We start from the raw sequence: 26,050 nt of genomic DNA, 5'->3' as shown, positions 1-26,050 counted from the left end.
GCACAGTGACGCTGCTCAGCAGACTCTGAAGTCGGTTGAAGATGCGTATATAGTCACTGGGCCAACATCTTTGAAGCATACTTTGGAATCAAGAATTTCACCACCCATTTCTCCCAATAGGTTCTTTTCCCTGCCAGTCTCTCAAATGCCGCTATAATCGTGGCTGTAAGGTGTTCGTCATCCCTGATGAATGTCGCTGAGACCTCCCGCTTGATCGCTCGCCAGATCTGCTCGATGGGATTGAGATCCGGAGAATATGGCGGCAGATATGCAAGACGGCTATTGTTGCCGGCGGCGTACTGCCTGACAAGAATCGCATGATGTGAGCTGAAGTTATCAAGGACGATAACAAGTCGTTTACTGGGGTTTGCTCGCTTGTACTCTCTCAATACCTCCCGGATATCTTCTTGCTTGGAGCGTTCCCGAAACGTGGCGATGGAGGTGCCATTGACGGCGAGAATGGCGAAGGTATTGGCCCGGATCTTTGTGGTGTTCTTCACCAGCGGGGTGCGGTCGAACGACCACATCCGCCGGGTATTGGCCGTGGTTTGTGGAGAGCACTCATCCAGGAACCCAAGCACCGTATGCTTGCTCATCCGCGGAAGTTTTTTTTGAACTGCGCCTCTGCATCCCCCGGTCTGCGGTAATCCCGCGGGTAGGGTTTGCCAAAATGCATGCCAAATGACTTCAGGATCCGCCGGACCTGATCCAGACTGTAGGTGACACCGAATTGAGACTGAATCAGCTGCTGTGCCTCGACGGTCGTCCAATGATCGTTTTCGCGCAACCGCTCGAGCAGTGCGGCCTTCTGGTCGGCAGTGAGTTTGGCGGGGCGACCACCGGCATACCGCGGAGCCAGTCCCTCCAACCCATCAGCATTCCAGCGTTCTTGCCAGTTGTAGCCCGTTTGACCGGAAACACCGATAGACTCGGCCGCTTTGACGACACTCATGCCCATATACCGCAACTGAATAAACACCAGGCGCGGGACCACTTCAGGCAAGCCTTGGTGATGCTTGATCCGTTTCGTCAAAGTGGACAGGGAAACGTGTCGGACAATCGCGATCTGTTCACGGCCAGTCATGCGGGCAGGGGGGGTTCAAGGTTCAAGAGGGTATCGCCAGGAACTATAGATTCAATTCAAACTGCATGAATGTTAATGTTTTTGCACCGGGCGGCGCCGGTCACTCAGATACTGGTGACCAACGAGTCTGCCGGGCCCTGCAGGGGGGGTCGGCGGGGATCACCCGCTCCCTCCCCCGTGTTCCAGGAAGGTTGGGTACGTCGACGGTCAGCCCGACAGATGATGGGCATTTTTTCTGCGATAACCACAGAAGGATAATCCTCAGAGGAATTCTAATCGGTAATATGAACATTGCTTGCCGGTTCCTGTGAACTATCCCGCCCTAAAGGGCGTGGTAGTTCACTGTACTGGTTATTGAAAATCGATGCACTAAAACAGACTCGCCTCCGAGTAGACCGTGATCTCGTCCTCGTGGATCTCAAACGGCTTGATCTCCCGGGAATGGGCTGACCGGCGCATCTTCACGACCTCAAGGGCCAGGTGCACCTCGGTGAGGCCGGGAGACCGGATGTAGCGGAGGAGGACCACTGTATCCGCCAGGTACTCCGCAAGGCCGTACCTGCTCCCGTCCGGGTTCGCTGCATCGGTCTCGCTCGTCAGCACGAGCGTGCAGGCCTCGTCCCGCATCACCTCGACGAACCGGAACATCTCCTGCCGTCGGACGGCCTCGTCCACGAAAAGCCCCTCGAAGAGCGATATCGGGTCGATGATCACCCTTGAGGCCCCGGTGCTCCTGATGAGGGCGGGAAGCTCGCTCTTGATGCTGCTGATAGCAAGGTTGAAGTCGGTCGGGTCCAGCCTGAGCAGATAGAACCGATCACCGAACCTCTCCGTATCCCACCCTTTCTGGGCAATAGTGGCGCGGAGGAGTTCCTCCCGCTCATCGAGGCTGATGTAGATTACCTTCTCGCCCCGCGAGAGCCCCTCGTACGCGAACTGGAGGGCAAACATCGTCTTCCCGGTGCCGTAGGTGCCGACGATCGCGCAGACGCTCTTCTCAAGAACCCCTCCCGAGAGCATCGCATCCAGGCCCACAACGCCGAACTTCACCCGGTTTGCCGTTTATATCACCATCCTGATGTTGCGCACCTCAAACCCTTCCGCCGCGGAGATCTTCACCGCGAACTTCACGAGATCCTTATCCTCGAGGCGGGGCATCACGCCCCGGAACTTCTCGAAGTACATAACCCGCTGCCGGCGCTGTGCGCCGGTCTCCTCCCAGCGGAAGAGGAGTGTGGCGTCGACACAGTCGGCGATCTCGAGTTCCCGCGACCGGTCCAGGATGCCGGAGGTGAGCAGGAGATAGATCGTGATGTTCCGGCGTTTTGCCACCTGCTGCAGCCCCCGCAGGAAGGCGATGAATTCATGCCACTCGGGACCCCTCGTAAGCGACGGAGTGATCCCGGTCAGTGAATCAAGGACAATCAGGCTGTTCTCCGGGCATCCGCCGAGCACCCGGGCGAGTTCTGCAAGGATATTGCCGTCTTCCCTGCGCTGCTTCTTCCGTAGACGTTCGATGGCACTCCCCTCCCCGTACCAGTCCGGGGGAACGATACTTGCGTCGAAGTAGAGCTCCGAGAGGTCATGGAAGACGATCTCCTCCCCGAGTTGATTATAGAAATCCGGGTTGAACGAGAGGGCCATCTCCTTGAGGATATCCTCTCGCATCCGGGTGAGCGTCACGTACACGATCCCGCCCGGGAGCAGAAGGTGCTCGCCGGCCGTCCCGCTCCGTCTCAGCAGGGAAAGATGCATGATCGAGGTCTGCACAAACTCGACGTTGCCGGCACCGTGCTCCCCGAGGAGCAGCACCACCGATCCCGCCGGGACGCCGCCGTCCAGCACGGGGTCGAGCGAGGCGATGCCCGTCGGCATCCGTTGTCGGAGGCGGTCGTGCATAGATATTCCATGTATATGAGGAGAACGATTAAAGCGTTCTGGTCCTGTGTGGTCTGAGAGAAAATTACGGCCACCCGAAACGTCCCTGCAAAAAAAGCAGATTTATATGGGTGCTGCTCCACACCACGTATAGTCTCACACAGCCTCCCGTGCGCTGTTCGTCCGCCCCCAGAACCCGGGTGGAAGGCGGCAGGGACCCGATATGGACAACGACGTAGGTCACAGCAACCATGCAGGCAACAGTCAGGGACCCGGTGATCAAGAAGGCGTATACCGATGCACCTCTCCTGTGGGTGCCGCGATGACACCGGAGCGAGAATCTCCGGCGACTCCTGAGCCCTCCTCCACCCGGAAGAGGTCCGGCCTGGCCCGGCTCCTGGACCGGGCCTGCTTCTTCCGGAACGGCGGCCAGGCCGTGGGCGAGTATGACCCCGCGGTGCACGCCCCCCTTGTGGAGGCGGCAGTCTCGTTGCCCTACGAGGAGCTTGACCGCTACTGGATCGTCGAGGGCCTCTCGCTCGCCGTGATAGCCCGGAACACGCAGACGAATCAGGCCGAATACCTCCTCTTCGAGCCGGTGCTCTCGGAGTTCGAGTACGAACTCCTGGAACGGCTCTTCGACGACCTCCGCGACGTCCTGATCCTCGACGACCACGATATCATCGCCGACCCCCGGGTGGTCCTCTCCAGGAAGGCACAGGTACTGCTCGTCGAGTACGGCCTCCCCCTCGACGACACAACGACCTTCAAACTCCGCTACTACCTCGAGCGCAACTTTCTCGGCTGGTCACGCATCGATGCGCTGATGAAAGACCCCCGGATCGAGGATATATCCTGTGACGGCACCCGGATTCCGCTCTTCCTCTATCACCGGCAGCACCAGAACATCAAGACGAACATCCTCTTTGACGAATTGACCCTGAATTCGCTCGCGATCACCCTCGCCCAGCGCTCGGGCAAACACGTCTCCATCGGGAGCCCGCTCGTGGACGCGACCCTCCCCGACGGCTCACGGCTGCAGCTCACCTTCGGCAACGAAATCACAACCCATGGCACATCGTTCACGATCCGGAAGTTCCGCGAAGCGCCGTTTACGCCGGTCGAACTGATAGAGGCCAACACCTTCGACGTCAACCAGCTCGTCTACTTCTGGATGGCGATCGAGAACAACAAAAGCCTGCTCTTCGTCGGCGGCACCGCGTCAGGAAAGACCACGTCGCTCAACGCGGTCGCCCTCTTCATCCCGCCGCTTGCAAAGGTCGTCTCCATCGAGGATACCCGGGAGATCACGCTCTACCACGAGAACTGGGTCGCGAACGTCACGCGCGACACGGTATCCGAGGGGCTCGGCGCCACCATCGGTATGTTCGATCTCCTCAAGGCCGCGATGCGGCAGCGCCCCGAGTACATCCTGGTCGGCGAGGTCAGAGGAAGCGAAGCCCAGACCCTCTTTCAGGCGATGAGCACCGGGCATACGACGTTCTCCACCATGCACGCCGGCGGCGTCGACGCGGCGATCCACCGCCTGGAGAACGAACCGCTCAACGTGCCGAGAAATATGCTCCAGGCGCTCGACGTCATATCCGTCCAGGCCCTCACCCACCGGGGGCGCGACCGCGTGAGAAGGTGCCGGGAGATCGTCGAGCTCGCCGGGATCGACCCCGTCACCGGCAGCCTCCAGGTGAACACGGTCTACGAGTACAACGCCGTGCCCGACACCTTCTCTTATTCTGGGCGATCCAGGATCCTCGGCGAGATCATGGAGTACCGCGGCTGGAGCCGGACCCGGCTCGACGAAGAGCTGCGGATCCGGCGTTCCGTCCTCCTTGCGATGCACGAACAGGGTATCAGGGACTACAGGGCGGTTGCCCGGATCGTCCAGGCTTTCACGATCGACCGTGACCGGGTGCTCGCCTCCCTTGACGACCTCGGCAGGTTGATCCGGTGATGATGCCCGCCTGCACATGGGGTCGCCGCCTCGTCCGTTGGTGGGTGGAGCGCGACCCCATGCGCTACCGGAGCCTCCATGAAGACCTCGTTGCGGCGAACCTGGGGGTCACCCTCGACCGCTATCTCCTGCGGACATTCCTCATTTCCGGCCTCTTCGGTGCTTTCTGGGCAGTTATAGCATTCCTCGTGATGCGGTTTGCAGTTCTCCCGCAGGTGAGCATCAGGATCTACAACGTGTTTGCCATCCGGCTGCCGGCGTTCATGCCGGCGGACCCCGTGATCGGCGTCCTGCAGGCCCTCGCGAGCGCGGTTGTCTTCGCCCTTACCGCCTATGCGGCCGCCGTCTTCTTCCTGCAGTACCCGTCCCTTGCAAAGAAGAACCGGGCGACCCGGATCAACCTGCTGCTCCACCACGCCGTCGCCTACATGTATGCCATGCGCCAGGGCGGGGCCGAGATGATGGCGATCTTCCGGGCGATCAGCGGGAGTTCGGCGGTCTACGGCGAAGCGGCCCACGAGTTCCGGCGCGTCGTCCGGGACGCCGACTACTTCGGCTACGACGTGATCACGGCGCTCCGGCACCTGCAGGAGACGACCCCGTCGGAGAAACTGCGTGAGTTCGTCCAGGATCTCGTCTCCGTGGTCGAGAGCGGGGGAGACGTGCTCGCCTTCCTCGAGACCCGGGTGCGCACCTACCAGGAGGAGGCCCGGTTCGAGCAGAAGATATTCCTCTCCACGCTCCAGCTCGTGGCCGAAGCCTACGTGACGCTTTTTGTCGCCGGCCCGCTCTTCATCATCATCGTCATGGTCGTCATGGGTTTTATGAGCAGCACGCCGGTTGCACAGCTCGCGGTCGTCATCTACCTCCTGATCCCGGTCGGGTCGCTCTTCTTCATCCTCTTTCTTGACGCGGTCTCGCTCAAGACCGAGGGGATCGAGCGGCATACCGAGCTGCGATGGCTTAACGAGTTCGGCGACGTCCGGGTCGAAGAGCGGACCGGCGACGAACCGCTTGTCGAGCAGTTGCAGCACTACGACCGGGTCCGGAATATCCGGGCCTTCCTGCGCCATCCCCTCCAGGCGTTCCTCGTCGAGCCGAACCGGACATTCTACGTGACGGTACCGGTCGCGCTTGCCTACGTCCTCCTCGCCTTCCTCGCGACCCCGGCCTACACCGACGTCGAGGTGCTTATCGACGTTCTCGACGACCACCTGATCGTTGCGCTGCTGATCCTTCTCCTTCCCTTCGGTATCTTCCACTGGTCCTGGCAGAAGACGGTGATGGGACTCGAGGCGGCAATCCCCGAGTTCCTCAACCGCCTCTCCGGGATAAACCAGGTGGGCCTCACACTTGCGCAGGCGATCACGATCGTGGTGAAGGCGGACCTCGGGGTGCTCTCCTACGAGATCAAAAAGGTCAAGCGCGACATCGAGTGGGGCGCGAGCGTCCAGGACGCGCTTGTACGGTTCGAGGAGCGGATACGCACCCCCACCATCGCGCGGGCGGTCACCCTGATCACGACGGCGAGCCGGATGACCGGGGATATCGGCGAAGTCCTGGATATAGCAGCCCGCGACGCCGCGATCGCGGAGACTCTCAAGCGCGAGAGGCGGGCCGAGATGTTCATCTACACTACCATCGTCTACCTGGTCTTCATCGTCTTCATCTTCGTCGTGGCTGTCATCGATACCCAGTTCCTCTCCGTGCTGGCCGGGGTCGATACGCTCACGCCCGGCAGCATGCCCGGCGGGATGTCGTTCGGGAGCACCTCCATCGCCACGTTCGAGCGTCTCCTCTTCCATGCGTGTCTCATCCAGGCATTCTTCTCGGGCCTGATTGCCGGGGAGATGGGGGAAGGGTCGCTCCGGGCGGGAGTCAAACACGCAGCCGTGATGGTCATCATCGCGTTCGTGGTCTTCACCGTCGTTCTGTAGGCCCCGCCCGGGGTGGCCACGATAGAATTTTATATCCTCCGCCCCCCATCTCTCTCCTGGTGATGGCATATGTGTACAGTCGGTGGACCTGTCGATATAGAGTTCAATGAGCGGGTGAAGGGCAAGAGTTACCGCTGCAAAGAGTGCGGCGAGCGATTCAAGGGTATCGGAAAGCGGCCCATGTGCCCGAGCTGCCAGTCGGAAGATGTCGAAGAAGTCTGAAGACGGCGCGTCCGGGAGACCCTCCGCCGGGCCGGATGGGATGACCGTTTCCCTCGGCGGGGAACCCCTGCTCATCCAGGGAGAACGCTCTTTTCTGCTCGTGGGGAAAGCCGGTTCCCGGTTTACGCTCTGCATCGAGACCCCGGACGACGAGTACTGTCAGGCCATCGACCCCGACGACCTGGTTGCCGTCTCCATGCCGGAAGGCGGCCCGGTCGGGCAGGCACGCATGATGCTCGAGCTGGTCCGGCAATACCATATTCCGCTTGTCGTCCTTCCAAAAGACCATCCCGGGTCGAGACGGTTATCGATGGTCGTCTCGGTCGCTCCGGAGATCCTCCTCGCCTGCGATATCCGGCGTGGGACCCACCCCGAGCAGCACCTGCTCTGCTCATCAGCGGAACTCTCCGGGCTCTCGCTTGCCGGGATTCCCGGAGGTGTTACGATGAAACAACTGCCCTCCGGGGTGGTGGTGAGGCATCTGAATCCGGAGAATTACTCAGCGGACAAACAACAATAAATATATGCTTATTTTCATCAAATATTCATGAGCCGTGAGAAGGAGGGTTTGATGAAGACCGATGTCCTGAAAAGCATCAGGGAAACTGAAGAAGAGTACCAGGCAATGATCCGTGATGCGCAGGCCGGGAGGAAGAAGAGCCTCTCGGATGCCGAGCAGGAAGCTGATAATCTGGTCCAGAAGGCACAGAAGGATGCCGGGGATTACAGGAATCAGCGCCTTGCAGAGGCACGAGCCCAGGCGCAGAACAGGTATACAGAGATCGTCAAGGAGGGTGAAGCGCGCGCAGAGACGCTCAAAGCACAGGGAAACAAAAACCTCGCAAAAGCTGTAGACTTTATTGTTTCACAGTTTAAGGAGCAGCTGCATGTTAAGGCCTGAACAGATGCGCCGGCTGCTCATCGCGGTCCCGAAGGGTGAGATTGATACCGTCATCAGGGTACTCTACCGCTACAACGTCTACCATATCGAAGACTTTGTGCCGGAGAGCGAGTCTCTTGAGGCGTTATCGATCGGCCACCCGCTCCCGGGAGCGAGCGATGCCGCCTCGGCGCTCATTAAGGTCAGGGCTATAGAGAATGCGTGCGGGATTAACCCCGATAACGTAGAAGTCAGAGAGAAGATCCCTGCACCGAAGGTCAGGGAGATGATCCGGACGGATCTTCCTGCCATCCAGAAGAGGGTGGAAGACCTCGTCGCAACACGTTCGAGACTGGAGGCGCGGCAGAAGGAGCACGAGCAGCGCGCGCGAGAACTCGAGCCGTTTACTGCGCTCCCTCTGGATCTGGAACTCTACCGTGGGTATACGCGGTTTACTGTCTTTACCGGACATATCGCGCACGACGTATCCATTGACGTTCCCCACGAGAAATATTTTTCCGACAGGGTGGACGGCAACATGATCGCCGTCGTCGTGCAGAACGAGCACCGCGAGCAGGTCGAGCGGACTCTTCTCGATGCCGGGTTCCAGGTGATTCCCGTCCCGGAGGAGACAGGGGCTCCGGCTGACCGCCTGAAGGCCCATGCCGACGAGATCCAGCGGACCGCTGCTGAACTCACTGCGATCAACGAAGAGATCGCGGAGGTCCGGGATAGGCACACTGACCTCCTGGTAGCATGCGATGAACTACTCACGGCTGACGTAGAGCGGGCGGAAGCCCCGTTGCGGTTTGCTACCACAGAGGAGACCTTCATCACCGAAGGGTGGGTGCCTGGCGATCAGGCGGACAGGATCCGGGAAGCACTGGAGAAGGCGACCAACGGCCGGATATACATCGGAGAACTGGATATCGAAGACGATGCCCGGGTCCCGGTGGAGTATGAGAACCCGTCGTTCGCCTCACCGACACAGGTGCTCATGGATATCTACGCGCGGCCCCGGTACTCCGAGATCGACCCGACGCTGATGGTAGCCATTGTGTTCCCCATCTTCTTCGGGCTGATCCTCGGTGACGTGGGTTACGGAGCGATCCTGCTTGCCCTGAGCCTCGGGCTCCGGAAGTTTCTGAAGGGTGACGAGGGGAGAATGCTCCTCAAGGTGCTCAGTTACGCAAGCATCTCAAGCATCGTATTCGGCATACTCTACAGCGAATTCTTCGGGGCTGCGCTCCCATGGCCGGCGCTGATCTTCTCCCGGCACCTCAACATAGGGGTTGCCGCGGGCGGTCACGGCCCCCAGGTAGCCGAGCTCATGGTCCTTGCGATCTGGATCGGTATCCTGCACATCACGCTCGGGCGCATCCTCGGCATGGTCAATGCCCGGAAGTTCCACCATGGAAAGCACGCGACAAAGGCGGCAATCGCCAATGCCGGGTGGCTCGGGACGATGTGGGGGATCATCATCATGATCTGGGCGTTCTACGCCATCCCGTTGATGCCCGACCTGACGGGTCTCCCTGTTGTCGTCATGGGGCTCAACGTTGCCGCCGTGGCAGGAGCCGTCCTTCTGGTGGCAGGCATCCTTGCGATCGCTCAGGAGAACCCGCTCGAACTGGTCGAACTCCCGTCGATCATCAGCCACGTATTGTCGTACGCCCGTCTTGTGGCTGTGGGCTTATCCTCGGTCGCTATCGCGATGGTGATCAACTTCATCGCGATCGGTATGATGATACAGCCCCAGCTTGAAGCGATCACACCGGTCGGCGTGATCATCATCATCTTCGGCATTCTCGTCCTCTTCATGGGGCACGCGCTGAACACAGCACTCGGCCTCCTTGGAGGCGGTCTGCACTCGATTCGTCTTCACTATGTTGAATTCTTCACCAAGTTCTACAAAGGTGGAGGAAAGAAGTACAACCCATTCGGTATGAAATCAAAGTTTACGGAGGAATAAAAATGGTAGATGTTGGCATGACTCTTGAAATGGTACAGGCATCGCAGTTGGGAATGAAAGCACTCGGCGCAGGCCTCGCTGTCGGCCTTACCGGCATCGGTGCCGGTGTCGCGGAGATGGCGATCGGTTCTGCTGCGGTCGGGGCGACGGCGGAGAACCGCGACGTATTCGGTCTGGTGCTGCTGCTTACCGTTATTCCCGAAACCATCGTCATCTTCGGTCTTGTGGTTGCACTGCTGCTTCTGTTCTGATGGAGTGAACCATGGGACTCGAAGCAGTCGTCAACGAGATCCGGGAGAAAGGGCGAAGAGAGGTTGAGGCGGCCCGGGTCTCTGCCCGGGCCGATGTCGAGGAGATCCTGAAGGACGCACAGGCCCGGGCTGCCGCGATCAAGGTCTCGGCTGAAGAGGAAGCGGACCGGGCTGCCGCCCACATCGCCAACCAGGAAGCCTCGGCAGCGAACCTCGTTGTCAAACGGCAGGTCTTAAACGCCCAGAAGACGCTCCTGGATCAGGTCTACTCGGCCTCGCTCGCTGCTGTCGGTGACCTGCCTGCTGAGTTCCACGAGAAGGCGCTCACAGACCTGTTGAAGAGAGCGGCAAAGGAGATCAAGAAGGGTACCGTGCACGCAAACAAGCGGGATATCCCGGTTGTCGAGAAGATCCTCGGCGAGACAAAGTCCCTCTCGGGCTATACCGTGGGTGATCCGGTTACTATTCCCGGCGGCATCATCGTCGAGAGCAACGACGGCGAGCTGCAGATCGACTACAGCTACGGCACGTTCCTGGATGAGATCTGGGAATCCGCCCTGAAGGATGCGTCGGATATACTGTTTGCATGAGGAGGTTCATACATGGCAGGGATAAGTAGTAGCGGATTGGCAACCAACTACATCTACGCCTGCACCCGCATGCGGGTACGGCGATCGCTGCTGATACCGCGCGAAGATTATCTCCGGATGCTGAATATGAGCCTGCCTGAGATCACCCGGTTCATCGGCGAGACCAACTACCGGTCCGAGATCGATGAACTCGGCACCTCCTTCTCCGGTATCAACCTCGTCGAGGAGGCCTTGAGCTGGAATCTCGCCAAGGAGTATCAGAGCATACTGGGGCTTGTGCCCGGGGAACTGAAGTACTTCACCGCCAGTTACCTGCGCCGTTGGGATATCCAGAACGTCGTCACCATCCTGCGCGGGAAGATGCAGGGGATGCGGCCCGGCAAGATCAAGGAGGTCCTGGTCCCGGCCGGCAGGCTGGACAAGGTCGCCCTCGACCGTCTTCTCACCGAAGACTCGCCGGAACGGGTCGTCGAGGCGCTCAAGGGCGAGCGATTCTACCCGATCCTCGAGACGGAACTCCCTCGTGCGATAGAGACCGGGTCGTTTGCCCACCTGGAGAACGAACTCTACAAGAGTTACTACGCACGGCTCATCCTCGACGCCACGGAAGGCGTCAAGGGCGGGAAGATATTCCTGAAGTACATCGAGCTCGAGATCGATACCCGGAACATACAGAACCTCTTCCGCCTCCGGGCCGGGCACGTCCGTGAGGACGTGCGGGAACTGATGATCCCCGGCGGCTCGTTCTCGGTGGAAGAACTGCAACGGCTCTCCGGGCTTGAGGACCGGGACGAGTTCATCGACGCCTTAAAGAGGCAGGTGAGGGCTGCCCCGCTCCTGAACACGCTCGAGGCTATCCGGGGCAAGAGTGTCCTCCATGAGATCGAGGTTGCGCTGACGCGGGTCCAGCTGGACCAGATGGAGCGGATGTCGAAACGGTATCCGTTCTCGATCCTTCCCATTCTGGTTTACCTGGAGGAGAAGAAGTACGAGGTCGCGAACCTTCGCGCTCTCGCCCGGGGCAAGGAGGCCGACCTCCCCGGTGAGCGGTTACAGGGCTACCTGGTGATGTAGAATGGAGATCGCAGTTGTCGGTACCGGTGAATTCATCCTTGGTTTTCGGCTTGCGGGCGTCAGGAAGACCTACGCGGCCGAGACCGACGAGCACCTGGTCGAGCAGATCAACCGGGTGCTCCAGGACAAAGACGTCGGCATCCTCGTGCTGAAGGGCAGTGACATGGAGCGGGTCCCTCTGCGGCTCCGCACCGTCCTCGAGAACTCCGTTAAGCCGACGGTGATCGCTGTCGGCGGAGACGAGGGCGGCCTGTCGATGAGAGAGAGAATCAAGAGATCGGTGGGTGTTGATCTGTGGAAGTAATGAAGAAAGGTAAAGAGAACGAGGCTCAAGGAGCCTTGAAACGGATTTCAGGGCCGGTCGTCACTGCTGTTGGTCTCAACGCACACATGTACGACGTGGTGAAGGTCGGCAATGAGGAACTGATGGGGGAGGTCATCAAGATCCAGGGTGAGAACGTCATCATCCAGGTCTATGAGGATACCGCCGGCATCAGGCCCGGTGAGCCGGTGACGAATACCGGTCTCTCGCTCGCAGTGGAGCTCGGGCCCGGTCTGCTGACCAGTATCTACGATGGGATCCAGCGGCCGCTCGAGGTGCTCGTGAACAAGATGGGCAACTTCATCGAGCGTGGCGTCTCGGCTCCCGGCCTCTCCCACGAGAAGAAGTGGGAGTTCGTGCCCACGATGAAGGTGGGCGACGTCGTCAAGGCCGGCGATATCCTCGGCACGGTCCAGGAGACGAACATCGTCCATAAGGTCATGGTCCCGCCCCGCTCGAAGGGCGGCAAGATCAAAAAGATCGCGGCCGGCAGTTTCACGGTCGACGAGACCGTCTGCGTCCTTGAGGACGGCACCGAGATCGTTATGCTCCAGCGCTGGCCGGTCCGTGTGCCCCGTCCCGTGAAGCAGAAGCTGAACCCCGACATCCCGCTGATCACCGGTCAGCGGATTCTGGACGGTCTCTTCCCCATCGCCAAGGGCGGAACGGCGGCTATCCCCGGACCGTTCGGGAGCGGCAAGACGGTCACCCAGCAGCAGCTCGCGAAGTGGTCCGACGCCGAGATCGTCGTCTACATCGGCTGCGGCGAACGCGGCAACGAGATGACTGAGGTGCTGACCGAGTTCCCGGATCTTGAGGACCCGAAGACCGGCCGCCCGCTGATGGAGCGGACGGTTTTGATTGCCAACACCTCGAACATGCCTGTCGCAGCGCGTGAAGCGTCCGTATATACGGGCATCACGATCGCCGAGTACTTCCGGGACATGGGCTACGACGTCTCCCTGATGGCCGATTCCACCTCCCGGTGGGCCGAAGCCATGCGGGAGATATCGAGCCGTCTTGAGGAGATGCCCGGCGAAGAGGGGTACCCTGCATACCTTGCGGCACGCCTCTCGGAGTTCTACGAGCGTGCAGGCCGCGTCATCAACTTAAACGAGACGGGCGGTTCGGTCTCGGTCATCGGTGCGGTATCGCCGCCCGGCGGTGACTTCTCGGAGCCGGTCACCCAGAACACCCTGCGTATCGTCAAGGTCTTCTGGGCACTGGACGCGAAACTCTCCCAGCGCCGTCACTTCCCGGCCATCAACTGGTTGAACTCCTACTCGCTCTACCTGGACGCGCTCAACGAGTGGTACGACCGCGAGGTCTCCCCCGAGTGGAACCCTCTCCGGGCCTGGGCGATGGGCGTCCTCCAGAAGGAAGCCGAACTCCAGGAGATCGTCCAGCTGGTCGGTTCCGACGCTCTCCCCGACGAGGAGCAGGTCACCATCGAGGTGGCACGGATGATCCGGGAGATCTTCCTGCAGCAGAACGCCTACGACCCCGTGGACACCTACTGCTCGATGACCAAGCAGTACGACATGATGAAGGCGATCAAACACTACGCCGACCTCGCGCGTACTGCCCAGACGGTAGGAGCGACCCCGCAGCAGGTCATCAGCATAAAGAGCAAGAACGAGCTTGTGCAGATCAAGTTCACCAAGGACTACGAACCCATGCTCGCGAAGATCCAAAAGGACATGGAAGCTGAATTTGATGCCATGAGGGCGGCGTGACCATGAAGGAGTACAGAACGGTAACACAGATTGCGGGCCCTCTGGTCTTCGTCGAGAAGACGGAGCCGGTGGGCTACAGCGAGCTCGTCAACATCGTGACCGCCGACGGCACGGTCAAGCGCGGCCAGGTGCTGGATACGAGCGACGAGATTGTGGTTATCCAGGTCTTCGAGACCACCGCAGGGATCGGCAGGGATTCAGGCATCCGCTTCACCGGGGAGACGATCAAGATGCCGGTAGGAAAGGATATGCTTGGGCGTATCCTCTCCGGCGGCGGCAAGCCGATCGATGGCGGCCCGGAGATCGTGCCCGAAAAGCGGCTCGAGATCACCGGCGCGGCCATCAACCCCTACGCCCGGGCGTCCCCGGCGGACTTCATCCAGACGGGTATATCGACCATCGACGGGACGAACACCCTTGTCCGCGGCCAGAAACTCCCGATCTTCTCGAGTTCCGGTCTGCCCCACAACGATGTGGCACTCCAGATCGCCCGGCAGGCCAAGGTGCCCGGCTCGACGGAAGAGTTCGCCGTGGTCTTCGCGGCCATGGGCATCACCCGGGAAGAGGCCAACTACTTCATGGCCGACTTCGAGAAGACGGGCGCTCTCGAGCGGGCTGTCGTCTTCCTGAACCTTGCAGACGACCCGGCCGTCGAGCGGATCATCACGCCGCGTCTCGCGCTCACCACGGCCGAGTACCTGGCGTTCGAACTCGGCTACCATGTGCTGGTCATCCTGACGGATATGACCAACTACTGCGAGGCGCTCCGTCAGATCGGTGCGGCCCGTGAAGAAGTGCCCGGCCGGCGTGGCTACCCGGGTTACATGTACACGGACCTTGCAAGCATCTACGAGCGTGCCGGTATCATCAAGGGCACCAAGGGCTCGGTGACCCAGATCCCAATCCTGACGATGCCGGGTGACGATATCACTCACCCGATCCCGGACCTGACCGGCTACATCACCGAAGGGCAGATCGTGGTCAACCGTGATCTGCACCGAAAGGGTATCTACGCGCCGATCAACGTTCTGCCCTCGCTCTCCCGTCTGATGAACCTCGGTATCGGGAAGGGGCACACCCGCGAAGACCACAAGAAGGTCTCGGACCAGCTCTACGCGGCATATGCGGAGGGGAACGACCTCCGGGGCCTTGTGGCCATCGTCGGGAAGGACGCGCTCTCGGAGCGCGATCGGATGTTCCTCGAGTTCGCCGACCTCTTCGAGGACCGGTTCGTCAGGCAGGGCCTCTACGAGGACCGGTCGATCGAGGAGACGCTCGACCTCAGCTGGGATCTCCTCTCGACGCTGCCGGAGGAGCAACTCGTGCGTATCGACCGCGAACTGATCCAGAAGTACCACCCGAAGTACCGGAAGAAGGCGCAGGGGTAAGTGTCCAATGGCGCTACGAGATATCAAGCCGACCCGATCTGAACTGATCAACATCAAGCGACGGATCAAGCTCTCGGAGCGCGGCTACAACATCTTAAAGATGAAGCGCGATGGGCTGATCCTGGAGTTCTTCAAGGTGCTGCAGCAGGCGAAAGACAGCCGCGGTGCACTGCTGGAGCGCTACACACACGCAATGGAGATGATCGCACTCGCCGAGACGGTCGAGGGTGCTATCGGAGTGAAGGCTGCCGCATTATCGACGGCGGACATCCCGGCCATCTCCCTCAAAAGCAAGAACATCATGGGCGTCGTCGTCCCGGAGATCGAGGCGTCTTCGGTCCGGAAGGGTGTGCTCGACCGCGGCTACGGGATGCTCGGCACATCTGCCGTCATCGACGAGACCGCGGAGGCGTTCGAGGACCTGCTCGAGGCTATCATCGAGGCCGCCGAGATCGAGACGACCATGAAGCGGCTGCTCGATGAGATCGAGGGCACCAAGCGGCGCGTGAACGCGCTCGAGTTTAAGGTGATCCCTGAACTCACCGAGGGCAGAGACTTCATCAAGATGCGGCTCGATGAGATGGAACGTGAGGAGCTCTTCCGCCTGAAAAAGATTAAGGCGCGGAGCGCCTGATCAGGGGTCAGGTGATACCCGGTGGAGATCGGTACGCTCGCTGATGCAGGGAAGTTGACGGGAACGGTGATGCTACGGGTGGATTTCAACTCCCCCATCGATCCCTCGTCAAACCAGATCCTGGACGATAAGCGGTTCCGGGAGCACCTGCCGACGGTGCAGGCACTCGAGGATGCGCGGCTTGTCGTCCTCACGCACCAGAGCAGGCCCGGCAAGAAGGACTACACGACGCTTGAGGCACACGCGGCGAAGCTGGAGCGTCTGCTCGGCCGCCCGGTGACCTACGTGGACGATATCTTCGGGCGGTGCGCCCGGGAGGCGATCCGGAACGCAAAGCGGGGGGACGTCCTGATGCTTGAGAACCTCCGGTTTGCCGCCGAGGAGAACCTGACCCTGAAGCCCGAGGAGGCGAAGAAGACCCTCCTTGTCCGGAGGCTGGCGTCGATGGCCGACTTCTATGTCAACGACGCCTTCGGCACGGCGCACCGGTCGCAGCCGTCGATCGTGGGGTTGCCGCTCGCGCTCCCGTCGGTGGCCGGCCTCCTGATGGAGAAGGAGGTTGCGAACCTCTCCCGGGTCTTTACCGGTGCCCCGCGCCCCGTCACCTTCGTGCTCGGCGGGACGAAGGTGGACGACTCGATCGCTGTCGCAGAGAACGTCCTCGCGCGGGGGACGGCCGACCGCGTCATCGTTGTCGGGGTGGTGGCGAACGTCTTCCTGCTTGCGGCAGGCTACGATATCGGGCGGCCTTCGATCCAGCTGATCGACCACCTGGGCTATCGGGGCGAGATCGATACGGCAAAAGACCTCATCGAGACATACCGGGACAGGCTCCTGATGCCGCACTCGGTCGCGGTCCGTGAGGACGGCGAGCGGGTGGAGTATCCGGTGGATGCTGTTCCGGAGGATGCCCAGGTGCTGGACCTCGGGAGCGAATCGATCGACCTCCTCTCAAGGGAGATCACCGGGTCGGGGACGGTTGTGGTGAACGGTCCTGCCGGGCTCTTCGAGGAGGAGCAGTTTGCCGTCGGCACCTTTGAGTTGCTGAGGGCGGCCTCCACCGTGGAGTTCTCGGTGGTGGGCGGCGGGCACTCCGGCGCGGCCATCGAACGGCTCGGCCTCGAGGAGAAGTTCACGCACATCTCCACCGGTGGCGGGGCGGCGATCGAGTTCCTGACCGGGAAGAAGATGCCTGCCATCGAGGCGCTGGAGATGTCCCGGAAGATCTTCGGGTGAGCGGCACCGCGCCCTCACCTCTTCTCCGGCGCGGTCAGGTTTCCTGGCGACGCGGGGCAGTTCACCTTTCTAACTGTTGCATCCTCTCTATGCCATACGTCAACGTGTCGTGGACGGCGTTTGCGCGTCAAGGGGGGCGGGCCGGCGGAAAGGCTTGTGACAAAGCGGCTCCGTTGAAATCCTGTTCGGGTCTCTCCCTGCCCCGATGAGGGGGGCGCCAGGCCCGGCCTGTCCCCCGGATCGGCTTTCTCCCTCGGCATGTCTCCCTGGCGCTCATGCTCCGGTTCTGTGAACCGTCGCACGTTCCGGCAGTCGTTCCCCGCCTCTCTCAGAGCGGGGGCGGTCATGGGGATGTCCGGTGGAGAGCCGCGTACCGGGGTGCCCCGGGAGTGCGACCATCGAGAGCCAGCAGGTAGGGGTTCAACAAAGCCGATAAAAAGAATGAAGTGAGGTCTAGCCTCACGGAATGAGGTGGGGGGCCACACCCGAGATGTCGTGGCCTGGTGTAATCCCTCGTGGTCGCTGAATGCTGGTGCAGGAGCGCCGTATGCTGCGGAATCGCCCCTCACCGAATCCTTGTATGCTGGTTGGTGTGGTAGGTATGTTGTTAATTGTGGTAATTGCTGATGGAATTGAACGACTGATGATCACTGGGTGTGGTATTTCCCCGATCCAGTGTCTATAATACTAGATATATAATATTTTTCAATAATTATCTGGGCAAATATATCTATTAAAATAATAATCAGGGCCTTAAGATGTATCCTTTAATCATAGGGATTGTTTAAACGCAGTTAATTTCCGACCACAATCTCTTATATACACCCATGTACCCGGCGGGGTAGGGTGGGAGAGATCCCCGGGCCCGCGCTGCCCTGGGGTCGCCTCTCGCACTCGTTTCCGGACTCCACGGCGGGTCACTCACGGAGGAGGGCGACCCGGGAGCCTACCGGGATACCGATATCCGCGCCGATCGGGCTGCACTTCACCGACATCAGGTAGGCCACCGGCGGGAGGTCACGCTCATCGGAGAGCGACTCGTAGTTGGCCATGCCCTTGGCGATGATGAGTGTCGCACGGTCAAGGGCGTCCGTGAGGGCCGGTGGGGCAATATCCCGGTTGAGGCCGAGTTCGGCGATGCCGTCCGTGGTGGTGGTGAGCACATCCACCCTGCGGTCGAGCCCGAGCGCCACTGCATCCTCGATCGTCGCGTCGTTCAAGATCGGTGCGCCCCGGACGGCAAACGTGACGTGTGACCCGCTCTTCCTGAGGTGGCCGGCGAGGAGAGCGTCAAAGACGATCTCACCGCAGTTGTCGGCGATGTAGACCACCCGGGAGGTGAGGGTTTCCATCGCGTCGGTATCATCAACGGTCAATCCCGCCGCAAACTCCCGGCGGAAGAACTCGACGAAGTTGTCGGTGACGGTATGGGCCTCCGAGCCGTAGTCCAGCGTGTTGCCGATGACCGACGCGAGCACAAGGTCGCGGAATGTCACAAGGTCGCGGCGCACCGCCAGAGAGACCGCCATTGCATCCTCGTTGTTGGCCCGCTTCAAGGACCGGTAGGGGTCGGCGTCGCCGATCATCCGGTAGGCGAGGCGGTGCACCCGGCTCGCGATGACGGGTGCGGGCACCGGGTCAGCGAGAGAGCACTGGAGGAGGTCCCGGCACGCCCCGGCGATCTTCAGGACGAGCGCCTCATCGTCGGTGCAGAGCCGGCTCTCATACTCGACACGGGAGAGCAGGCAATCCGTGCAGCCCTGGTGAAGTCTCATGTTGCAGGTACTTAGGTCCGGGGAAGTGAAAAATGGTATGATGGGGCCACTGCGATTTGAACGCAGGTCAGAAGACCCCCAGTCTCCTAGGATGGCCAGGCTACCCTATGGCCCCTCCTCATACTATGTGCTTGAACGACACATATATCTTCGCTTTTTGGAGGGATGGGAAGGGGATGATAGCCGGGAAACTCCATCAGTAAGGGCGGGGTAGTTCACCCCCGCATTCTCTTGTAATCCTCGACATTCCGTGTCAGCTGTTCCAGTTCGCTGCCGGTGATCTCCATCCTGCCTGCCAGTGTGTTGACCTCGGTGAGGAGCTGCTGGATGCGCACGTACATAACGTACATAATAAACAGCAGACAGATGATGGTCACCGAGAGCAGGACTATCATGATTGCGTTGATATCAGTCATCATGGTTCTCTCCTGAATAGTGCGCGGGCGAGCCGCTCGATAAACCCTTCCTGGACCTCTTCCGGCTCCTCTCCAACAGGGAAACCCGCTATCCGGGCTGCGATCCTTCGGAACGCTTTTGATGATTCGGATCCTGGTGATCTAACGACGACCGGTGTCCTCGCCGCTGCTGCCCTCCGCACATCCGCATCTTCGGGGATCGTATCGATGATCGGCACATCGAGAGCCTTCTCGATCTCTCTCCGGCTCATATCGATACTCTCCGGTGTCACCCGGTTGAGGATAGCCCCCCCGACCGTCCCGCCGATCATCTCTGTCAGGATCTTGATCTTCAGGGCATCCACGAGCGAAGAGATCTCGGGATTCACAACCAGCAGCACCTCGTCTGCTACGGTGAGCGGTATGACTGCATCAGCGCCGATACCGGCAGGCGCGTCGAGGAGCAGGAAATCGCAGCGGTCGGTGAGGTCGCACAGGACGTCTTTGAGCCGCTCGGGGTCCGCGTTCTGAAACCCCTGGAGTGAGAGACCACTCGGCACGACCTTGAGGCCGTAGGGCCCCTCATACATCGCGTCCTGGATCGGCGCCTTCCCTGCCAGAACCTCGTGGAGCGTGACCGGCGTCTCTGTGAGCCCCAGCACCAGCCCGAGGTTGGCCATACCCATATCCGTATCTATGATGCAGGTCTCCCTGCCATACTGGGCCAGCGCTGTCCCGAGGTTCGCGGTCACAGTCGTCTTCCCTGTACCCCCTTTTCCGGAGGCGATGGTGTAGGCCCTGATCATCCGAAACCGTCTCAAGGATAGATCGTAGTTGTCAAATTTAAACTTATTCGTTTGATTCTTTCATCAGAGGGACTACAATGACTATTCTGCGCGAGGGGGCACTCTCTCCCCGGCAGACGGGGACAATAAGCGCCTGGATATGTCTTTCGCACTCTATTCTATGGAGGTGCTGTGCTGCCCCGGGTCCTGCCTCTACGATGATATTGTTGCTCTGGACCGGCCCCGGGGTTCTATTGGGTGTTGCAACAGCATCTTATCCTTCCGGCGACTGAAACTACCTTTATTCTGGGTCAAATCTGGGATAATGCAAAGTCCGGAGTAATAGTAATTCGATATTCATATATGATGTAACGCAGACATGTCCATAAAGATATACCGGGGTTTAACCATATGAGTCACAATCCTATCATGGAAGAGAATGCCCAACGATGCATCGATGAGATCCGGTCTGTCGTCGGCGTCGTCGGATGCGCTCTCGTATCCTGTGAGGGCGTGGTTCTGGGTAAGCACTTCCGGGAAGGTAACCCGTCATCGTCCCTTTTTGCAGCCATGTGTGCCACGGTCCTTGCATCGGCGGATGCAGCTTGCGGCAGCGTTCGTGTGCAGCGACCGTCCATGGTCACCATCACCGCAGCCGACGCTACAATTCTTATCGTGGGTGCGGGAGAGGATGCCCTGATCACAGCGGTAATAGATAAGTCTGGGAATCTCCCATCAGTACAGAGACGATTATCAGTTATAGCAGTCAGGATCGGAGAGGAGGCGTGATGTATACAATACTGGTTGTCGATGATAGCCCCATGATCGTCGACGTCTTTGTGACCATGCTGGAGCGTGGTGGATATAGGCCGATCACCGCCTTTAGCGGCGAAGAGAGCCTGGAGGTCTTGAAGGCGACCCCCCCGGATCTGGTTCTTCTGGATATCATGATGGAGCCGATGGATGGCTGGGAGACGCTCGGGAAGATCAAGGCCAACCCTGAAACGCGGGATATCCCCGTCCTCATGCTGACGGCCAAGCCCCTCACGCCCGAGGAGGCGAACGAATACGGCGCCTACATCGAGGACTATATCCTCAAACCAACCACCCACCACCAGCTCTACGAAGCCATCGCACACGTTCTGGCACGCCGACACTCTATCGCTGCCGACATCGAACGGGCGCGCAAGGCCGGTGTGGATCCCCATATCATCGACGAGTATGAACGCCTCTCAAAGAGCGTCGATATCAACAGGCGCCTCCTGAAGATCCTGGAGACCACCTACAACATCAAGGATGCCCGGGCGGGCATGGGTGAGAACATAACGAGGGCCATAAAGAGTATGGCGGCGAGCATCAACCTCCAGGAAGAGCGTCTGAACCAGGTCCGGGCTCAGTTTGCAGATATATTCGAGATGCGTTGATCGGCCTCACTCCCCCGGCTTGAAGCGGGACCTTCCTTGCGCGCCGGTAGGAGCGACCCCCCTCTAATAGTAGTCTGCACGTTCCTGCCGCCCGATAAAGACGATCGCGGCCGTCAGTACGAGGATCGCGGCAAGCGTCATGCCGATATCGAGGGGTTCGACAGGCTCGACCCCGAAGGTCAGCACCCGCCGCACCATCGCCGTGATGCCCGCTATCAGGATCGGCGTCACCTGCACCCGGTTTGTCCTGAAGTATGCTGTCACCGTCTCCAGGATCTCTGCGATGATGAGGGTCAGGAGGAGCGCGTGCAGCACCCGGAGCACGCCCTGCGTCATGTCTTCGGCATGGATGAGCGTCGCTACCTGCAGGGCAACATCGTAGAATGAGACGAGCGCGAGCAGGGAGAGCGAGACGGCGATGAGCAGGTATATGCCCAGTGTCACCCCGGATATGGTGGATATGGCTGTATCAGCACGGGTTTTGAGTGGAGTCATGCGGGAGCCCCGGGTAGGGAGAATATATAAAAAAAGGCCGTCCTCGGGCATTAAACATTCCGGTAGGCCTGTAGCGGGTGGAGTATTGAAAAGTTTATATCGTTTGACTGCGAATGATATGATACGCCTGCAAGTAAATTATTTATACTATTCTCGCATTGTAATAATGCTGGATGGCAGTACGCGCGGGGTCTATAGCTCAGTTAGGTAGAGCGCCTGGCTTTTAACCAGGTGGTCGGGGGTTCAAATCCCCTTGGGCCCGTTGCCATGGGCGATGTCTATGGGTTTTAAAAAGGTGATGCATCTGATACGCAACTCTTTCGTCGGCGGGGTGTAAGGCGATGGGCACTTCGCTTGACGTACTCAAACATGAGATGGTTCCGGACCATCAGATTATGGACGAAGAAGAGGTCGCGGACCTTCTTGCGACGTACCATATCTCTTTAGAACAACTGCCAAAAGTTTACCATGATGATCCTGCAGTAAGGGCTATTGGGGGCGATGTCGGGAACGTCATCCGGATTACCCGTGACAGTCGCACGGCGGGCAGAGCTGAAGCCTACCGCCTCGTCATGAAGAGACCAAAGAAATAAATCAGAGGCCGGGAGCTGATCCATCTGTTAGATAGAAGTGTTTTGTCGAGAGCATATTTTTCGCGGGAGCATGTAGCACGTCACCAGTTAGACTCTTATAATAACTTCCTCCTGCACAATCTCCAGAAAGTTGTCGACGAACAACGTGTTATTGAGACTGATATTGAGACCCGTGGAAAAGGCAAAGAGGCCGTATGGGTTGAACTGGGCAAGATCGAGGTGAAGAAACCCCGGGTCCGTGAGGCTGACGGGTCGCAGTCCGAACTCTTCCCGAGCGAGGCGCGCCTCCGGAACCTCACGTACGCGGCACCCATTCAACTCGACATGACGCTCGTCCAGGGCGAAGAGCCGCAGGATCCGATCGTCACCATCATCGGACAATTGCCGGTTATGGTAGGATCGGCTGCCTGCAACCTCTACGCCATGAACGACGCCGAGCGGACCGCGCAAGGTGAAGACCCCCTTGATCCCGGCGGCTACTTCATCGTCAACGGCACGGAACGGGTGCTGATGACCCTCGAAGACCTCGCCTCGAACAAGATCATGACCGAGTTCACCGAGCGCTACAACGAGCGGATCTACGTTGCCAAGGTCTTCTCGCAGTACCGGGGCTACCGGGCGCTCGTGATCGTCGAGCGCAATCGGAAGAACCTGCTTGAGGTCTCGTTCCCCTCGGTCGCCGGGCACCTCCGTTTCGTCGACCTGATGCGGGCGCTGGGGCTCCAGGGTGACCACGACATCGTGGAGGCGGTCTCTACCGATGAAGAGATCCTCACCTTCATGATGCAGAACCTGGAGGAGAGCGATTGCGACACCGTCGACGATGGCGTCATGTATGTCGGGAAGAAACTCGCTCCCAACCAGACCCGGGACTATCAGCGGAAGCGGGCGGAGTTCGTCCTTGACAACTACCTCCTCCCTCATTTAAACTACCTGATGCCGGTGGGCTTAAAAGAGGAAGATCCTGGCTACCGACCTGCAGTCGAGGGTGTCCGCCTCGCAAAGGCGCACTTCCTCGGCCGCATGGCCGAGGCCTGTTTCGATCTGGTGCTCGACCGGCGCCGGATCGACGACAAGGACCACTACGCGAACAAGCGCCTGAAACTCGCCGGCGACCTGATGGAAGATCTCTTCCGGATCTCGCTCAACCGCCTGACAAGGGACGTGAAGTACCAGCTCGAACGGGCCAGCATGCGCCACCGCGACCTCTCGATCGGCACCGCCGTGCGCGCTGACGTCCTGACCGAACGGCTGTTGCATCCGCTTGCCACCGGCAACTGGGTGGGCGGGCGCACCGGTGTTTCGCAGCTTCTGGATCGGGTGGACCACATGGCGGTGCTCTCGCACCTCCGGCGTGTTATCTCCCCGCTCTCCCGTTCGCAGCCTCACTTCGAAGCCCGTGACCTGCACCCAACCCAGTGGGGTCGGATCTGTCCGAGCGAGACTCCTGAGGGTCCGAACTGTGGGCTGGTGAAGAACTTCGCCCAGATGGTCGAGATCAGTAAGGGCGTTATCGACGAAGAGGAAGTGAAGAACATTCTGTATGATATGGGTGTCATCGCCCTCCGGAGGGAGACGGCATGAGACAGTCACGTGTCTTCGTTGACGGTGCCCTGATCGGGCTTGTGAATGACCCTCAGGACCTGGTCGCCCGGATGCGCGATATGCGCCGGCGCGGCGAGATCCCTGCCGAGGTTAACGTCTCCTACAAGGAGTTCAACAAAGACGTCATCGTCCACACCGATCGCGGGAGAGCCCGCCGGCCCCTGATCGTGGTCCGGAACGGCAAACCGGAGGTGACCACGGATGAGATCGAACTCCTCCGAAAAGGTGAGATGACCTTCGAGGACGTGGTGAAGAAGGGCGCGATCGAGTTTGTCGATGCCGAAGAGGAGGAAGACCTCTTCATCGCCATCAACGAAGCGGATCTCACGGTGGAGCACACGCATCTTGAGATCGACCCCTCGCTCATACTGGGGATCGGTGCGGCGCACGTTCCGTTTCCCGAGCACAACGCCAGCCCCCGTGTCACCATGGGGGCAGGGATGGTCAAGCAGGCGCTCGGGTTCGGTGCGGCGAACATGAAACTCCGCCCCGACACCCGGGGGCACATGCTCCACTACGTCCAGAAGCCCCTCACCTTCACCCAGACCTCCGACGCGATCGGTTCCGACGACCGGCCTGCAGGCCAGAACTTCGTCGTCGCGATCATATCCTACGAGGGGTTCAACATTGAGGACGCACTGATCATCAACAAGGCCGCCATCGACCGGGGCCTTGGACGGTCGCACTTCTTCCGCACCTACGACGGTGAGGAGCGGCGCTACCCCGGCGGTCAGGTCGACCGGATCCAGGTTCCGGACGAAGAGGTCTCCGGAGCGCACGGCACCGAGTTCTACGCGAACCTTGATGTCGACGGCGTCATCAGCCCCGAGACGGTTGTCCGTGAGAAGGATGTGCTGATAGGTAAGACCTCCCCGCCGAGATTCCTCGAGGAGCCTACGAGCGAACTGATCGCCGTCGAGAAGCGGCGCGACACGTCGGTCACGATGCGGAGCAACGAGCACGGCATCGTGGATACCGTCATCATCACCGAGGGCGAGAACTCCTCGCGTCTCGTGAAGGTCCGGACCCGAGATCTCAGGGTCCCGGAGGTGGGCGACAAGTTTGCATCCCGGCACGGCCAGAAGGGCGTTATCGGGCTCATCCAGCCTTCGGCGGATATGCCGTTCACCGAGTCGGGCATGACACCCGACCTGATCATCAACCCCCATGCGATCCCGAGTCGTATGACTGTCGGGCATATGCTCGAGATGCTCGGCGGCAAGGTCGGCTCCCTCGAAGGCCGCCGGATCAACGCGACGGCGTTCCGCGGCGAGCGCGAGGCGGACCTTCGGGGTTCGCTCAAGGAGCTCGGCTTTGCCCACAACGGCCGTGAGGTGATGTACGACGGCATCACCGGCCGGCAGTTTGCGGCCGACATCTACATCGGCGTCATCTACTACCAGAAACTCTACCACATGGTCTCGAGTAAGATGCACGCGCGGTCGCGCGGCCCCGTCCAGGTGCTTACTCGCCAGCCGACCGAAGGGCGTGCTCGTGAGGGTGGCCTCCGGTTCGGTGAGATGGAACGGGACGTAATGATCGGTCACGGCGCGGCCATGGCCCTCAAAGAGCGGTTGCTTGACGAGTCGGATAAGGTGACCCAGTGGGTCTGCGCGAAGTGCGGCATGGTGGCGATGCTCGACCGGAAGAGGAAGGTCACGCGGTGCCTTGCCTGCGGCGGCGAGACCGATATCTACCCCGTCGAGATGAGCTACGCCTTCAAGCTCCTCCTTGACGAGATGAAGAGTATGGGCATTGCACCCCGCCTGAGACTCGATGATATGGTATAAGAGAGGGGGCAGTTT

Annotated in this window: 27 protein-coding genes and 2 tRNA genes; 20 read left to right on the top strand and 9 right to left on the bottom strand. The window is 60.1% G+C overall.

Features of this window, described 5'->3' with window-relative positions; translation table 11 throughout:
- Positions 1 to 53: 53 nt before the first annotated feature.
- The 4 genes from BP846_RS09840 to BP846_RS09825 form a co-directional block, all read right to left on the bottom strand.
- Entirely contained in the window at positions 54 to 596 is a 543-nt protein-coding gene (locus BP846_RS09840; protein ID WP_292394881.1) for an IS630 family transposase, read from the bottom strand.
- The gene (locus BP846_RS09835; protein ID WP_292394879.1) at positions 593 to 1,084 is read right to left on the bottom strand and encodes an IS630 family transposase; all 492 of its coding nucleotides are present in this window, start codon (positions 1,082 to 1,084) and stop codon (positions 593 to 595) included. The genes BP846_RS09840 and BP846_RS09835 overlap by 4 nt, the downstream gene beginning before the upstream one ends.
- A gap of 369 nt (positions 1,085 to 1,453) precedes the next feature.
- Positions 1,454 to 2,104 (bottom strand): KaiC domain-containing protein, encoded by a 651-nt coding sequence (locus BP846_RS09830; protein WP_394339969.1) that lies wholly within the window; start codon positions 2,102 to 2,104, stop codon positions 1,454 to 1,456.
- Between the two features lie 42 nt (positions 2,105 to 2,146).
- Positions 2,147 to 2,983, bottom strand: a complete 837-nt coding sequence (locus BP846_RS09825; protein ID WP_292394875.1) for an RAD55 family ATPase — start codon at positions 2,981 to 2,983, stop codon at positions 2,147 to 2,149.
- A gap of 301 nt (positions 2,984 to 3,284) precedes the next feature.
- Here BP846_RS09825 and BP846_RS09820 point away from each other — a divergent pair, with 301 nt between their 5' ends.
- From BP846_RS09820 to BP846_RS09755, 14 genes are all read left to right on the top strand, one after another.
- Positions 3,285 to 4,931: a type II/IV secretion system ATPase subunit gene (locus tag BP846_RS09820; protein WP_292394873.1), complete on the top strand. Its 1,647-nt coding sequence runs from the start codon at positions 3,285 to 3,287 to the stop codon at positions 4,929 to 4,931.
- Complete coding sequence (locus tag BP846_RS09815) at positions 4,931 to 6,868, top strand: type II secretion system F family protein (protein ID WP_349680777.1); 1,938 nt, start codon at positions 4,931 to 4,933, stop codon at positions 6,866 to 6,868. Before BP846_RS09820 ends, BP846_RS09815 begins: the two co-directional genes overlap by 1 nt.
- A gap of 69 nt (positions 6,869 to 6,937) precedes the next feature.
- Complete coding sequence (locus tag BP846_RS09810) at positions 6,938 to 7,090, top strand: hypothetical protein (protein WP_292394871.1); 153 nt, start codon at positions 6,938 to 6,940, stop codon at positions 7,088 to 7,090.
- Entirely contained in the window at positions 7,074 to 7,610 is a 537-nt protein-coding gene (locus tag BP846_RS09805; protein WP_292394870.1) for an alpha/beta hydrolase, read from the top strand. The genes BP846_RS09810 and BP846_RS09805 overlap by 17 nt, the downstream gene beginning before the upstream one ends.
- A gap of 27 nt (positions 7,611 to 7,637) precedes the next feature.
- A complete protein-coding gene (locus BP846_RS09800) occupies positions 7,638 to 7,991 on the top strand; it encodes an ATPase (protein WP_394339967.1) in 354 nt (117 codons plus the stop codon).
- Positions 7,978 to 9,942, top strand: coding sequence for a V-type ATP synthase subunit I (locus BP846_RS09795; protein ID WP_292394868.1), 1,965 nt, complete (start codon positions 7,978 to 7,980; stop codon positions 9,940 to 9,942). The genes BP846_RS09800 and BP846_RS09795 overlap by 14 nt, the downstream gene beginning before the upstream one ends.
- A 2-nt stretch (positions 9,943 to 9,944) precedes the next feature.
- Positions 9,945 to 10,193, top strand: coding sequence for an ATPase (locus tag BP846_RS09790; protein WP_292383159.1), 249 nt, complete (start codon positions 9,945 to 9,947; stop codon positions 10,191 to 10,193).
- Positions 10,194 to 10,204: 11 nt separating this feature from the next.
- The gene (locus tag BP846_RS09785) at positions 10,205 to 10,783 is read left to right on the top strand and encodes a V-type ATP synthase subunit E family protein (RefSeq protein WP_292394866.1); all 579 of its coding nucleotides are present in this window, start codon (positions 10,205 to 10,207) and stop codon (positions 10,781 to 10,783) included.
- A 12-nt stretch (positions 10,784 to 10,795) separates the two neighbouring features.
- Positions 10,796 to 11,857 (top strand): V-type ATP synthase subunit C, encoded by a 1,062-nt coding sequence (locus tag BP846_RS09780; RefSeq protein WP_292394864.1) that lies wholly within the window; start codon positions 10,796 to 10,798, stop codon positions 11,855 to 11,857.
- 1 nt (position 11,858) lies between these two features.
- Positions 11,859 to 12,161 (top strand): V-type ATP synthase subunit F, encoded by a 303-nt coding sequence (locus BP846_RS09775; protein WP_292394863.1) that lies wholly within the window; start codon positions 11,859 to 11,861, stop codon positions 12,159 to 12,161.
- On the top strand, positions 12,161 to 13,915 hold the full coding sequence (locus BP846_RS09770) for an ATP synthase subunit A (RefSeq protein ID WP_292394861.1): 1,755 nt from the start codon (positions 12,161 to 12,163) through the stop codon (positions 13,913 to 13,915). The genes BP846_RS09775 and BP846_RS09770 overlap by 1 nt, the downstream gene beginning before the upstream one ends.
- Before the next feature lie 2 nt (positions 13,916 to 13,917).
- Positions 13,918 to 15,303 (top strand): ATP synthase subunit B, encoded by a 1,386-nt coding sequence (locus tag BP846_RS09765; protein WP_292394859.1) that lies wholly within the window; start codon positions 13,918 to 13,920, stop codon positions 15,301 to 15,303.
- Between the two features lie 7 nt (positions 15,304 to 15,310).
- A complete protein-coding gene (locus BP846_RS09760; RefSeq protein WP_292394857.1) occupies positions 15,311 to 15,937 on the top strand; it encodes a V-type ATP synthase subunit D in 627 nt (208 codons plus the stop codon).
- Between the two features lie 21 nt (positions 15,938 to 15,958).
- Entirely contained in the window at positions 15,959 to 17,173 is a 1,215-nt protein-coding gene (locus tag BP846_RS09755; protein WP_394339966.1) for a phosphoglycerate kinase, read from the top strand.
- A 917-nt stretch (positions 17,174 to 18,090) separates the two neighbouring features.
- Here BP846_RS09755 and BP846_RS09750 read toward each other — a convergent pair.
- The 4 genes from BP846_RS09750 to minD all read right to left on the bottom strand — a co-directional run bounded on the left by BP846_RS09750 (position 18,091) and on the right by minD (position 20,149).
- Positions 18,091 to 18,948 (bottom strand): damage-control phosphatase ARMT1 family protein, encoded by an 858-nt coding sequence (locus BP846_RS09750; RefSeq protein WP_292394855.1) that lies wholly within the window; start codon positions 18,946 to 18,948, stop codon positions 18,091 to 18,093.
- A gap of 41 nt (positions 18,949 to 18,989) precedes the next feature.
- Positions 18,990 to 19,063 (bottom strand) — tRNA-Pro (locus BP846_RS09745).
- Between the two features lie 100 nt (positions 19,064 to 19,163).
- Entirely contained in the window at positions 19,164 to 19,367 is a 204-nt protein-coding gene (locus tag BP846_RS09740) for a hypothetical protein (protein ID WP_292394853.1), read from the bottom strand.
- The gene (gene minD / locus BP846_RS09735) at positions 19,364 to 20,149 is read right to left on the bottom strand and encodes a cell division ATPase MinD (protein WP_292394888.1); all 786 of its coding nucleotides are present in this window, start codon (positions 20,147 to 20,149) and stop codon (positions 19,364 to 19,366) included. Before minD ends, BP846_RS09740 begins: the two co-directional genes overlap by 4 nt.
- A gap of 390 nt (positions 20,150 to 20,539) precedes the next feature.
- On the opposite strand from minD, the gene BP846_RS09730 reads away from it, so the two are divergent.
- Positions 20,540 to 20,917 carry a roadblock/LC7 domain-containing protein gene (locus BP846_RS09730; RefSeq protein ID WP_292394851.1) on the top strand — a complete coding sequence of 126 codons (378 nt, stop codon included), beginning with the start codon at positions 20,540 to 20,542 and terminating at the stop codon, positions 20,915 to 20,917.
- Positions 20,917 to 21,552: a response regulator gene (locus BP846_RS09725; RefSeq protein ID WP_292394849.1), complete on the top strand. Its 636-nt coding sequence runs from the start codon at positions 20,917 to 20,919 to the stop codon at positions 21,550 to 21,552. The genes BP846_RS09730 and BP846_RS09725 overlap by 1 nt, the downstream gene beginning before the upstream one ends.
- Before the next feature lie 63 nt (positions 21,553 to 21,615).
- Here the strand turns inward: BP846_RS09725 and BP846_RS09720 are convergent, their stop codons facing one another.
- The gene (locus tag BP846_RS09720) at positions 21,616 to 22,047 is read right to left on the bottom strand and encodes a phosphate-starvation-inducible PsiE family protein (RefSeq protein WP_292394847.1); all 432 of its coding nucleotides are present in this window, start codon (positions 22,045 to 22,047) and stop codon (positions 21,616 to 21,618) included.
- 188 nt (positions 22,048 to 22,235) lie between these two features.
- On the opposite strand from BP846_RS09720, the gene BP846_RS09715 reads away from it, so the two are divergent.
- From BP846_RS09715 to rpoB, 4 genes are all read left to right on the top strand, one after another.
- A tRNA-Lys gene (locus BP846_RS09715) sits at positions 22,236 to 22,309 on the top strand.
- A gap of 79 nt (positions 22,310 to 22,388) precedes the next feature.
- Complete coding sequence (locus tag BP846_RS09710; RefSeq protein WP_292394845.1) at positions 22,389 to 22,640, top strand: DNA-directed RNA polymerase subunit H; 252 nt, start codon at positions 22,389 to 22,391, stop codon at positions 22,638 to 22,640.
- A 42-nt stretch (positions 22,641 to 22,682) separates the two neighbouring features.
- Positions 22,683 to 24,224, top strand: a complete 1,542-nt coding sequence (locus BP846_RS09705) for a DNA-directed RNA polymerase subunit B'' (RefSeq protein WP_292394843.1) — start codon at positions 22,683 to 22,685, stop codon at positions 24,222 to 24,224.
- The gene (gene rpoB, locus BP846_RS09700; protein ID WP_292394841.1) at positions 24,221 to 26,035 is read left to right on the top strand and encodes a DNA-directed RNA polymerase subunit B; all 1,815 of its coding nucleotides are present in this window, start codon (positions 24,221 to 24,223) and stop codon (positions 26,033 to 26,035) included. The genes BP846_RS09705 and rpoB overlap by 4 nt, the downstream gene beginning before the upstream one ends.
- The last annotated feature ends 15 nt before the right edge of the window (positions 26,036 to 26,050 follow it).

It is taken from the genome of Methanoculleus sp. UBA303 (genome assembly GCA_002501655.1).
In the GTDB taxonomy this organism is placed as follows: domain Archaea; phylum Halobacteriota; class Methanomicrobia; order Methanomicrobiales; family Methanoculleaceae; genus Methanoculleus.
The sequence above is the reverse complement of the archived record's forward strand: the minus strand, read 5'-3'. Positions and strand labels throughout refer to the sequence as shown.